Annotated in this window: 11 protein-coding genes; 8 read left to right on the forward strand and 3 right to left on the reverse strand. The window is 45.2% G+C overall.

What is annotated here, in order from left to right; genetic code table 11:
* Positions 1 to 8 precede the first annotated feature (8 nt).
* Genes GKS34_RS16360 through GKS34_RS16380 form a run of 5 tightly spaced genes read left to right on the forward strand, consistent with a single transcriptional unit; the run spans position 9 to position 7,098 of the window.
* Positions 9 to 662 (forward strand): MBL fold metallo-hydrolase, encoded by a 654-nt coding sequence (locus GKS34_RS16360; protein ID WP_163386053.1) that lies wholly within the window; start codon positions 9 to 11, stop codon positions 660 to 662.
* Positions 659 to 1,363: a CDP-diacylglycerol--serine O-phosphatidyltransferase gene (pssA, locus tag GKS34_RS16365; protein WP_163386054.1), complete on the forward strand. Its 705-nt coding sequence runs from the start codon at positions 659 to 661 to the stop codon at positions 1,361 to 1,363. The genes GKS34_RS16360 and pssA overlap by 4 nt, the downstream gene beginning before the upstream one ends.
* On the forward strand, positions 1,347 to 4,610 hold the full coding sequence (gene porU / locus GKS34_RS16370) for a type IX secretion system sortase PorU (RefSeq protein WP_163386055.1): 3,264 nt from the start codon (positions 1,347 to 1,349) through the stop codon (positions 4,608 to 4,610). The genes pssA and porU overlap by 17 nt, the downstream gene beginning before the upstream one ends.
* Entirely contained in the window at positions 4,607 to 5,824 is a 1,218-nt protein-coding gene (gene porV, locus GKS34_RS16375) for a type IX secretion system outer membrane channel protein PorV (RefSeq protein WP_163386056.1), read from the forward strand. The genes porU and porV overlap by 4 nt, the downstream gene beginning before the upstream one ends.
* Entirely contained in the window at positions 5,821 to 7,098 is a 1,278-nt protein-coding gene (locus GKS34_RS16380) for a M16 family metallopeptidase (RefSeq protein WP_163386057.1), read from the forward strand. The genes porV and GKS34_RS16380 overlap by 4 nt, the downstream gene beginning before the upstream one ends.
* Here the strand turns inward: GKS34_RS16380 and GKS34_RS16385 are convergent.
* Positions 7,093 to 8,070 carry a glycosyltransferase family 2 protein gene (locus tag GKS34_RS16385; RefSeq protein WP_163386058.1) on the reverse strand — a complete coding sequence of 326 codons (978 nt, stop codon included), beginning with the start codon at positions 8,068 to 8,070 and terminating at the stop codon, positions 7,093 to 7,095. The two genes, GKS34_RS16380 and GKS34_RS16385, sit on opposite strands and share 6 nt — an antisense overlap.
* A 52-nt stretch (positions 8,071 to 8,122) precedes the next feature.
* On the opposite strand from GKS34_RS16385, the gene GKS34_RS23625 reads away from it, so the two are divergent.
* Together GKS34_RS23625 and GKS34_RS16390 are read left to right on the forward strand one after the other, a co-directional pair.
* Positions 8,123 to 8,251 carry a hypothetical protein gene (locus tag GKS34_RS23625; protein WP_262888584.1) on the forward strand — a complete coding sequence of 43 codons (129 nt, stop codon included), beginning with the start codon at positions 8,123 to 8,125 and terminating at the stop codon, positions 8,249 to 8,251.
* Between the two features lie 49 nt (positions 8,252 to 8,300).
* Positions 8,301 to 8,897, forward strand: a complete 597-nt coding sequence (locus GKS34_RS16390) for an IMPACT family protein (protein ID WP_163386059.1) — start codon at positions 8,301 to 8,303, stop codon at positions 8,895 to 8,897.
* Here GKS34_RS16390 and GKS34_RS16395 read toward each other — a convergent pair.
* Together GKS34_RS16395 and nhaC are read right to left on the reverse strand one after the other, a co-directional pair.
* Positions 8,890 to 9,492 (reverse strand): 3'-5' exonuclease, encoded by a 603-nt coding sequence (locus GKS34_RS16395; protein ID WP_163386060.1) that lies wholly within the window; start codon positions 9,490 to 9,492, stop codon positions 8,890 to 8,892. The genes GKS34_RS16390 and GKS34_RS16395 overlap by 8 nt on opposite strands.
* Positions 9,489 to 10,976 carry a Na+/H+ antiporter NhaC gene (nhaC, locus tag GKS34_RS16400; protein ID WP_163386061.1) on the reverse strand — a complete coding sequence of 496 codons (1,488 nt, stop codon included), beginning with the start codon at positions 10,974 to 10,976 and terminating at the stop codon, positions 9,489 to 9,491. The genes GKS34_RS16395 and nhaC overlap by 4 nt, the downstream gene beginning before the upstream one ends.
* Positions 10,977 to 11,172: 196 nt before the next feature.
* Between nhaC and GKS34_RS16405 the strand changes: the two genes are divergently transcribed.
* Complete coding sequence (locus GKS34_RS16405; RefSeq protein WP_163386062.1) at positions 11,173 to 11,652, forward strand: Mpo1 family 2-hydroxy fatty acid dioxygenase; 480 nt, start codon at positions 11,173 to 11,175, stop codon at positions 11,650 to 11,652.
* Positions 11,653 to 11,717 lie beyond the last annotated feature (65 nt).

Genomic DNA, 11,717 nt, shown 5'->3' on the forward strand with positions numbered 1-11,717 from the left:
ATTTTATTATGTTACAGATTAAGTCATTCACATTCAACCCTTTTGCAGAAAACACCTTCGTGGTTTACGATGAAAGTAAGGAAGCATTGATCATTGATCCGGGATGTTATGAAAAACAAGAAAAAGGGGAATTGTTTGACTTTATTTCCAAAAATGGTTTGACACCCGTCAAATTACTGAATACCCACTGTCACATTGACCATGTACTGGGCAATGCCTTTATTAAAAGTACCTATGACATTCCACTATGGTATCATCAGGAAGAAGAGGCAATACTAAAGGCGGTTAGCAGTTACGCTCCAAATTACGGGTTTGCCCAATATCAGGAAAGTAAAGCAGACCATTACATTCGGGAAGGCGAGTATATCAAGTTTGGGAATTCCCAATTGCTTTCTCTTTGGGTCCCCGGGCACTCTCCGGGTCATTTGGTGTTTTATCACCAGGAGTCGGCAACCTGTATCGGAGGTGATGCGCTTTTTAAGGGAAGTATTGGACGTACCGATCTCCCCGGAGGTCATCACGAAACACTTATTAAAGCCATCAGGGAAAAACTCTTTGCCCTGCCGGATGAAGTAGTCGTATATCCCGGTCACGGTCCCAAAACAACCATTGGAGAAGAAAAGGAAACCAATCCATTCGTAGGCAAAACAGCATCCTCTTGAAGCTAACCAAACACATCCCGAACCTGATCACTTGTCTGAATCTTTTAGCAGGAATGGTGGGGATCCATTACGTCATGGTGAACGGGGCTGTTTATGGTTTTTATTTTATTTTGGCAGCAGCCATTTTTGATTTTTTCGATGGTTTCGCTGCGCGAATGCTTGCCGTACATAGTGAGATTGGCAAACAACTGGACTCGCTGGCCGATCTGGTTACCTTTGGAGTACTACCTTCATTTATCGTCTTTTTGCTGATCCAATCATCCGAAGGACCGGCATATTTACCTTACATTGGCTTTTTGATAGGGATCCAGTCTGCCTTACGGCTTGCCAAATTCAATATTGACGAGCGACAAACCGATCGGTTTATAGGTTTGCCCACACCGGCTAATGCCTTGTTTTTTTCAACCCTTCCTTTGATGGGCCAAGAAATGGAAATTTTAGCAGGAATCTGGAACAATCCGTGGGTACTTTCAGCCTTAACGCTTATTTTTTCGTTCCTATTGACTGCGGAACTACCCTTGTTGGCATTGAAGTTCAAGCATTTTGGTTGGAAAAAAAACGAATCCCGCTACCTCATGCTGTTAATTTCATTGGCAGGAATTTTAATTTGGGGATGGGCAGGCATTCCCATAGCGGTAGTTTCTTATATTTTCCTGTCCATGATCAGCAATCGACTGGAAAAAAATGAAGGGGAAACATAACTTTTCCATGGACATGAGTAGGGGCTTGATGGTGGGATTATTTTTAATGCTGGCCGCTCCGATTTTCCCCCAGCAACAGTTTAAAATCCCCATTGTTTCCGAAGGCATTTACCGGCTTTCCCAGGATCAGGCCAATGCCTGGGGTTTGGGTAATCTGGACGAAATTTCCCTATACGGTGAAGACGGAGCCTTAACCCAAAAGCTGGATAGCAGTCTGTTTTACTCGAAAGAAGTGCCTCAAAAAAAGATTGGCGACAATCTCTATTTCTTTCTTAGCCAGCCCGATCGGGTGAATCTGCAAAACGGCGAGGCCCAATTAGAGACCCATCCCTACACTGATAGCTTGTTCTACCTGATCCGGACCGGAATGGCCCCGAAGAATCCTGTCCGAAATGTTTCCGAAAAAGAGGTATATCCTCTGCAACAGTCCTGGAATGGATCCCTAATTCAATTCCATAGTTTTAAATCGGAGGAATATAACCTCTTGACTTCGGGAAGGTCCTGGTACGGTCTGCGTACATTTAATAACGGCACTCAAACCATCACGCTTCCACTCCCAGAGACCTTACCGGATGGACAGGTATTCATTCGTGCCCGGATGATGGCCCAATCCTTTAGCGAAAGCCAATTTCGGTTCAGCTCCCATGGTGAAACATTAGGCGAACTATTGATCCCCTCTATCCCCGACAGTCGCTACGCTGTCAAAGGCAAGGAAGCTTTATTTGAATCAATATTGCCAGTTGCAGAAACAAACGGAAACTTCTCCATACGCTTTGCCTATACTACCTCAAACCCAAACGGAGCAGGCTACCTGAAAGACCTACTGGTTGGCTTTCCCTATGCGCCCTCTGCCCTACCTGCTGGTGTTTTCTACAACCTGTCTGAAAATGCCACCTTGATTTCCGAAAATCTGCACACCGTTTGGGATGTCAGTGACTTTCATCGTGTAAAATCACTCGGATCGAATCAGTCCATCACCACCTCTGCCAAAAAACTAGTGGTTTTTGACCCTGAGCAGGTTCCCGAAATTCCTAAACCTATAGCTATCTCTTCGCCTACCGGGTTACCTTCCGGCTTTCCTGAGTTGATCATTGTAACCGCCCCCTCGCTTCTTTCCCAGGCAGAAAGGCTGGCCCAATTTAAAAATACTCAAGGGATTGCAACTACAGTGGTGGTAACCCAGGCTATTTACGATAGCTTCGGCTATGGGAATCCGGACGTAACCAGCATCCGTAACTTCCTGGCCATTCAGTGGCAGCTGGGGAAAAACCTCAAATACGTCCTTTTCTTTGGAAAGGGAAGTTTTGATTATAAGCAAAAATTAGGAGGACGACCCAACCTGGTTCCCACCTACAGTTCAAGAAGCAGTCTGGATCCACTGACTACTTTTGGTTCAGATGATTACTTTGGATTTCTGGCAATGGGTAAAGGTCATTGGGAGGAATCCAATGCGGGGGACCACGAATTGGACATAGGAGTAGGCAGAATACCCGCCATCAGCCCTGGAGAAGCGGCAATAGCCGTGGACAAGATCATTCAGTACAGCGAAGCTACCGCAGGCCCCTGGAAAAGAAAACTGCTGTTTGTCGCCGACGACGGGGACCAAAACATTCACTTACGAGATGCTGAAAGGCACGCAGCCTATTTGCATAAAACCCATCCCGAATTTGAGCTTAGAAAATTATACCTGGATGTTTTTGAACAGGATCCATCCGAACCAACCGTACCTGAAGCAAAAAACAAGTTGGAAGAAGAGATTAACTCCGGGCTGTTAATGGTTAATTACGTAGGTCATGGCAATGAACTAACCTGGGCGGCCGAGCAGATTTTTACGGTACCCGACATTGATGACTGGGCCGAAAACAGGCGTTACCCCATTTTTGTCACCGCCACCTGTGAATTTGGAAGGCACGACAGCCCCTTCTTACGGTCAGGTGCAGAAGAATTGCTGTTTGCCAAAAACAAAGGGGCTATTGCTGTATTATCTACCGGAAGACCGGTATTCAGCAGTGTCAATTTTACCTTAAACAAAGCCTTCATTGAAGCGGTCTTTGATGCCGGAGGAACCTTAACCTTAGGAGAGATTTTCAAAAAAACCAAAAATGAAAGCCTTTCCGGATCGTTAAACCGAAATTTCTCCCTTTTGGGCGACCCATCCTTACGATTGACAATTCCGGAATTGGAAGCGATGACTACTTCCCTGAAAAACCTCCAAAGCGGATTGGAAACAGACACGCTTTCCGGGCTTCAACGCATACAATACCATGGAGAAATACAGGACCCTCTTACCGGAGCCCTGATTTCAAGCTTTGACGGAACGTATGAAATTCGTATCGAAAATGAACCGGAATCTGTAGAAACAGTAGGAAATGAAAGCCCGGTTACCACCTTTCTGGATTACCATCAACCTTTATTTCGGGGTACAGGAAGGGTTAGAGCCGGGCAATTTGAAGGGGAACTTCTTTTGGGAAATAGGGGATTGAGTGAAGAAGCTGTTACCGGAAAAATCAAGCTTTACGCAATGGATAACCAGCGGTCGCGGGAGGCCTTTGGTGGATCCGAGATTCCGATACAATCCGGAAACAGCGGAGTGGGTCCGGATAACAGCGGTCCGGAAATGGAGGTGTTTGTATTTGACAGCCTGGAAACACGGCAGCTTATACCTACTGCACAAAGTCCTATCTGGATATTTCTAACTGATGAATCCGGTATTGATTCGGGTAATCCGGAAAGCATCACCGTAAAACTCAATGAAAAAAACCCGGTTTCTATCACGGATTATTATACAGCCAGGTCGGGAAATTACCGGCAAGGATACCTTAAGTTTCTCATGCAGGACCTGATGGAAGGCACGAATATCCTGGAGATTAAAGCAACTGACCTCTTGGGAAATACCTCCACAACCACCCTTCAGTTAAGAGTGGAAGGCAGTCTTAAGTTCCTGGTGGAAACCGTACGCTCCTTCCCCAACCCGGCTTCGAATGAGGTGCATTTTTTCATTTCCCACAATCGTCCGGGAGAAAATTTACTTTTGAACTTAAGCATATTTTCTTTGTCAGGAAGTGAAATATTTTCATTGCAGCGGCGTTTTCCAAAAGCCGAACGGTTTTTAACAGACATTCAATGGATATTTTTACAAAGCAAAACCAAATATCCGGCAAAAGGAACTTATCTTTACCAAATAGAACTCTTTTCTGAAGAAGACGGCACTTCAGGAAGAAAAGGAGGCAAAATTATTATTCAATGAAATTGATAAAAAACATTCTTCAACTCTCACTTTTTTTTGTGGCGTTCATCGCTTTTCAGGTAGATAGCCATGCACAACTTTCCATACCACAGCTATCCGGGCAGGATGTCGATAGGCGTGTAATCATTACCGCAGTACCCTTTCTCAATTTTGCCCCGGACAGCAGGCATTCAGGTATGGGAGATGTGGGGGTGGCCACCTCTCCTGATGCCAACTCTGCCCATTGGAATGCGGGCAAGCTTGCATTCATCGAAGATGACATGGGGTTTTCGTTGTCCTATTCTCCCTGGCTGGGGCGTTTAGTCCCTGACATGTCGCTGAACTACCTGACTGGTTACAAGCGGATAGATAATGTTTCGGCATTTGGTTTGGATTTGAGGTATTTTAATATGGGCGATATCCAATTGACGGATACCAGAGGAAATCCGCTGGGGGATTTCAGCCCCCGGGACATCGCAATAGGAGGAACCTACTCCCGAAAGCTATCGGATAATCTTTCCCTTGGTATCAGCGCGCGATTCATCCATTCTAATCTTTCGGGTAATTTAAGCTCTGCCGGTGGAAACGAAAGCAGACCCGGAGTAAGCATAGGCACGGATGTGGGGATCTACCACACTTCGGAAATAATCCTTTCGGATAAAGAGGCCAATCTTTCCTGGGGAATTAACCTCTCGAATATAGGCCCGAAAATCACTTATAACAGTGCCGAGGACCTGGATTACCTGCCTACCAACCTGAAGTTCGGATCGGCTTTGCAGATTCCTATGGACGAACTGAATACCATCACCTTTGCCCTGGATTTTAATAAAATGTTGGTTCCTACCCCTCCATTGTATGAGGTGGATGAAAACGGGCAATTGGTATTGGACCCCAATACCAACGAGCCGGTTATTGAGGCTGGAAAGGATCCAACCCGGCCTTTAATCAGCGGTATGTTCGGATCACCGTTTGATGCCCCGGATGGGTTTCGGGAAGAAATCCAGGAAGTAATGGTTTCTTTCGGCACGGAATATTCCTACGACGATAAATTTGCTTTGCGTGCCGGCTATTTCTATGAAAACCCTAAAAAAGGTGGCCGCAGGTATTTTACCATGGGCGTGGGGTTTAAATTCAACCGTCTTGGGTTTGATTTTTCCTACCTCGTCCCACAGGTACAAAATCATCCATTGGCAGAAACCCTGAGGTTCACACTATTATATAACGTTCCAAGATGAGCATAGACCGCAGTCAGGCTCCCACATTCCAGATACCCGATCAAATCAACCTAACTCCACCCGAATGCCGCTACCTAAAAGGAGGCACCCGGTTGTTTTATATTCCTTCCCCAACCATTGATGCGGTAAAAATGGAAGTAATCTTTCCGGTGCATTTCAAGGAAAAGGAAGGTTTTTATCCGCTGGTTCCTTTTTTTATGCTGCACATGCTATCAGAGGGAACAAAAGATTTGCCATCGGAGGCATTAGATGATTTTTTTGATTTCCACGGCTCGGAGGTAGAAGTGATTTCAGGCTATGAACGGCAGGGACTCAGCTTGCTAACTACTAAAAAACACCTTACGAAGGTTTTACCGGTTTTTCGTTCCTTGTTTACAGAGGCTGTATTTCCTGAAAAGAACCTGAAAAAACGAAAATCCCAGAAAAAACTTAGCATCAGCATTCAGAATGAACAAACTTCTTCCCGGGCCAATCAACTAATCCGATCCGGCCTATTTGGGGAGCAGCATCCCTTCGGTTTACAGGCTACCGAATCGGATGTAGATGCCATTTCCCGGGAGCAGCTTGTTTCCTATTACCAAACCGAATTTCTTACCCAGCCTCATTTATTTGTTACCGGGCAACTTTCAGAAGCAGAACTCACCTTATTGGAAAACTATTTTGGGGATTTACCACTGTTTTCAGGAAAAAACATCCGCCCACCGCTGGCTAACCCGACCCTAGGTAGACAAGCCGAAGCGAAAGCCAATGCCCTCCAATCTAGTATCCGTATCGGCAAATGGATGGTCCCGCTTACCCACCCGGACTACCTGCCGCTTTCCTTGTTCAACACCGTCCTGGGAGGTTATTTTGGCAGCCGCCTGATTCGTAATATTCGGGAGGAAAAAGGGTATACCTACGGAATCAACAGTTTTTTAGGCAACCTTAACGGCGGCTCTTACTGGATGGTGGCTGCTGACGTGAAAGGTGGCTATGGTGATGAGGTGATCCGGGAAGTTTATAAGGAAATTCAGCGTCTGATAACGGATCCAATCCCTGGGGAAGAATTGGAAAAAATAAAAAACTACCTGGCTGGAAACCTATTGGCTAACTTTAGTAGCCCTTTTGACCTGATGAGTCACTTCCAGTTGGTTTATTTTGAAGGGCTTGATTTTTCATTTTATGCCCGAAAATTGGCCTTCATAAAAGATTTTGATGGCAGCCAATTACAGGAAATGGGTGAAAATTATTTTTCTCCCAAATCGATGCAGGAAGTCATTGTTGGTCAGCTATAACACTTGCTTTTTTATCCACCACTCGTAAGTACGAGACACATCCCATTTGGTCAGCAACCAGACTTTAAACAGATAAAATTTCCAGTTACGGGGAAAATTGCCCGCATATAATTCTAAAAATTGCCTGGCCATTTTGAAATTGGCGGAAGCTAGAGAATGTTTAGTCTCGTGCAAAATCCGAAATTTCAAGGCATGTTTTTCTTCCTCTGTTCGTACCAGAGCGGCTACTTTTTCACAAACCCGGAAGGTGGAAGGAAGCAAGACTGAATGGCCTGATTGGTATTGCCGGGTAGAAAGAGAACCTGCCAGGATTCGCTTATTTACTCCTAAAAAATCCCCGTAGACAAACGCATGGTCTCTTGCCATCCTCACAAGCAGGTCAAAATCCTCATAGGCCAGGGTTTCGTCATAGCCACCAGCCGCTTTAAGTACTGCCGCATCCAATACCAGAGAGGCGGAACTAATGATGTATCTCCTCACCACGGCAGCGAACACATTGCCTGCCAAAACAGGAACCGTTGCTTTTCCCGAATCATCCACTGGATAAAAAGGACGCGCCCTCCCATCGGAAAACAACTGGAGAACATTGCTGAAATAAATTTTTGCTTCTGTTTCCTGCAGACGGTGTACCGCCCTGGTCAGATGACGGGGGGCCAGGAAATCATCAGCTGCCAAATCTACCACATAGTCTCCTCTGACCTGGGTCAAAGCCATATTGAATGCCCGACAGTAGTTGATTGGAGTATCGTGAAACTGGTACCTGATTTCTATTTGATTTTTGTTTTTCTCCTCCCAGTCCCGAATTACTTCCTGTGAGGAATCACTACTCCCATTATCTATTACAAACAGCGCTACGTTTGAGTAGTCCTGCCGCAAGACACTTTCCAAAGCAGCTGCTACGTAAGGCGCCTGATTATGACAAGTGCAAATCACAGAAACCAGCGGTTCCTTTTCCTTCTCCTTCTGATTCATTTGAGCAATTAAGCTTTCTATTACCCCTTCTTCATGCAGGGAATATTACCCCATGTACCATCAACCTGATGTTGACAAGAAACCCATACCCGTCTTAGACAACAGCCTAAAAAGCAGCAACAGCCTTTCTTTTCTACGGCATACCCGGATACTGGCTGGAGGATACATTCTATTTGGCTAAATTAGCAATTCTAATCCAACTGACAGCTACCTGAGAACCACTCGAATTCATGGAAGACACCTACCTGACGTTAAAAACACCTACTAAAGGGCTATACAAAGAGAAAGGGAGTAAATTTTTATCTTTTGCATACCCGGTAGAAAGCGAGGCAGAAATCCAACAGATCCTGGATGAGCTCAAAAAAACCTACCACGATGCCCGGCATCATTGCTATGCTTATATCTTGGGTAGGAATAAGGAGGTATATCGAGCCAATGACGATGGTGAACCCCATCATAGTGCAGGGGACCCCATATTGGGGCAACTTCGCTCCCGGGAGCTCACGCAATCCCTGGTGGTGGTGGTGAGGTACTTTGGCGGCGTCAAACTCGGTGTGGGCGGGTTGGTGCGAGCCTACAAAACTGCTGCTGCAGAAGCCATTGACGCCGGCGAAGTGATCCAAAAAATCCTCGTTGCCAGTATTATCATTCGCTTTGATTACCTATCTCTCGATGAAGTCATGCACCTCATCCAACGCCATGACCTGAAAATTTCAGACCAGCAATTTGACTTGCATTGCCAGATAAGGGTGGAATGCCGTGAAAAACAGGCCGATGCAGTAAGAAAAATTCTTTCGACCATTCCTTCTCTGGAATTTCTTACATAGAGAAGATTTCATCCAGGTAGCCTTGTCGGTATAGTTTTAAAAAAATCTCCAAACAAGCCCAGGCATCCGTTGCTGCATAGAGCAGTTGCTTTTCTGTCAAGGCTGGAGCTTCCCAGTTGGACACCTGTTCGGATTTGGAAATCCGGATCCCCAGGACCATGGCGCTAAGGTTTCTGACACCGACATTTAGGAAACCCACTCTGCGTAGTTCTTCATTGAGATCAAAAAAAGAATCAGGGGTAAAGTTCGGGGCTAGTTTTTTTAACGCTTTGATATCGTCTCTGACTGCAGCCCCTACTTTAACGATATTCGCATTTTCCAGCAGGGCTTTTGCCTGAACAGGAAACCCCAATTCATTAAGGCGAATCAGGTAGGCCGTATCCCTGGTGGATAACTGAAGTAAGGAAACATCGTAGGAAACCCCTCTCCGGAAAGCCGGTCTGGTTTCGGTGTCGAAGCCAATAAATTTTTGAGAAGCAAGATCTGATTCCATGCGCCGCAAATCATTTTGGTCCTGAACTAAGATGATTTCACCGGGAAATGCTTCTATTTCCAATCCATTTACTTCTTCTTTGCTTATTTTAAGTGGTATCATGCCAAAATCTCTTCTTCTTCTGTAATCTGTTCCATTTCTTTGTTCGAGTAGTAATTGATTCCCCAATTCATATACCCAAACAGAATCGTCATAAACGGACTTATAATATTAAAAAAACAATAAGGGGCATAAGTAAGGGTTGCTACTCCTAACACAGAGGCCTGGGTAGCACCGCAGGTATTCCAGGGAATCAACACCGAAGTAACGGTGGCACTGTCCTCCAGGGTTCTGCTCAAATTTTCGCCCTTCAGACCTTTTTTCCTATAAATATCGGCATACATTCTGCCAGGAACCAAAATAGCCAGGTACTGGTCCGAGGTGGTAAGGTTGAAAAAGACACCGGTGCCGGCGGTAGCGGCAATCAGGGATCCTACCGAGTTTACTTTGCTAATCACCGCCTCCGCGATGACTTTAAGCATGCCGCTTACTTCCATAATACCTCCAAAAACCATCGCACATAATATCAACCAAACGGTAAACAGCATCCCGGCCATCCCACCGGTCACTAATAGTTCATTTACAATTTCATTGGAGGTAACAATAGCTGTATCCCCGAATAAAGCTTGCATTACTACCCGAAAGGATCGAAGAAGGGCTCCTCCTTCCATGCCACTGGATAATTCCCGGATAATCTCTCCCTGAAAAATGACCGCAAAAATCCCTCCAAGTAGTGCACCAGCGAGTAAGGTGGGAATGGCTGGGACTTTTTTAAAAATAAGAAACAAAACCAGCAAGGGAACAATGAATAGCCAGCCATTGACCACAAAGGTTTCAGAAATCACGTTAGAAATCGCCTGTACCTGGCCCACTGTACCTTCGGGTTGCCCCATCACCCCGATAACCCCAAAGATCAGCAGGGTAATGGATATGGAAGGTACGGTGGTCTTTACCATGTGCCGGATGTGCGTGAATAAATCCGTTCCAGCCATGGCAGGAGCCAGATTGGTAGTGTCCGAAAGCGGTGACATTTTATCCCCGAAGTATGCCCCTGAAATAATTGCTCCACCAATAATCCCCTCCCCAAAACCAAGGGCCGTCCCGATTCCCAGCAAGGCGACTCCTACCGTGGCCACTGTGGTCCAGCTACTTCCGGTGGCCACGGATACTACTCCGCATACCACACATGCTGCCAATAAAAATATCGTAGGATTCAACACCTGGAGCCCGTAATAAATCATTGCAGGTACGATTCCACTCAGCATCCAGGTTCCCGCAAGGGACCCAATTAATAGCAAGATTAAAATAGAAGACATTGCGGATGAAATACTTTTGATCATGCCATCCTGGATGACAACCCATTTCACGCCCAATCTAAAAACGGCCATCAATCCAGCTACCCCGGAAGAAATCACCAATACCAACTGATTGGATCCAAAAAGTCCGTCTGTGCCGAAAACATTGATATTGATCACCAAAAGGACAATCAGGAAGATGATTGGAAATAAAGCCTCCCAGATGGAGGGCCTTTTAGAAGTTGTACCCATTACAATTGGTCTAAGAAAAGATAAACCTAAAGTTAAAAAAAAATATGTATTTAACGCCCTTACCGCTGATACTCTTTGTTACTTAAACGCTAACGGACACATTCCGAATTTTATTCTGAATGTATGGGAAGACATTTGTTTTTCAATTATTTTATTTAACTTAATACCAAATAATTTGGCTTAAAGATACAGGTTCATGAGAAAAATAGACAGCCTGCTACAGGAATATGGCCTCAGCCACCAAAATCCAACTAACAAATCCATACATTGGCTTTGTGTTCCGGCTATTTATTTCAGTTTAGTGGGCTTGCTTTATAGTATTCCACCCGGCCCACTGAAAGAGATGGAGTTTATGCTGAGCCATTTTGCCAATTGGGCCACCCCAGCATTGCTGCTGGTATGGATTTACTACCTGGCACTTTCGCCTCCTTTAGCTTTAGGGATGATGCTGTTTACAGCCCTTTGTCTGGCCGTTGCAAGCGTATTAAATTTAATTTTACCGTTCCCACTTTGGGGGTTTTGTTTGGTTCTATTTGTCCTTGCCTGGATTTTTCAATTTTACGGACATAAAATCGAAGGAAAGAAGCCCTCATTTCTAAAAGATTTGCAATTCCTTTTAATTGGTCCTGCCTGGCTAATGCATTTCATATACAAGCGTTTAGGGCTTGCGTATTAAATATTTCAATAACCCTATCGGGACATCCCTTTTATGTTTGAAGTGGTTATCCCATTTAAATGCCT

It is taken from the genome of Cyclobacterium jeungdonense (assembly GCF_010994275.1).
In the GTDB taxonomy this organism is placed as follows: Bacteria; Bacteroidota; Bacteroidia; order Cytophagales; family Cyclobacteriaceae; genus Cyclobacterium; species Cyclobacterium jeungdonense.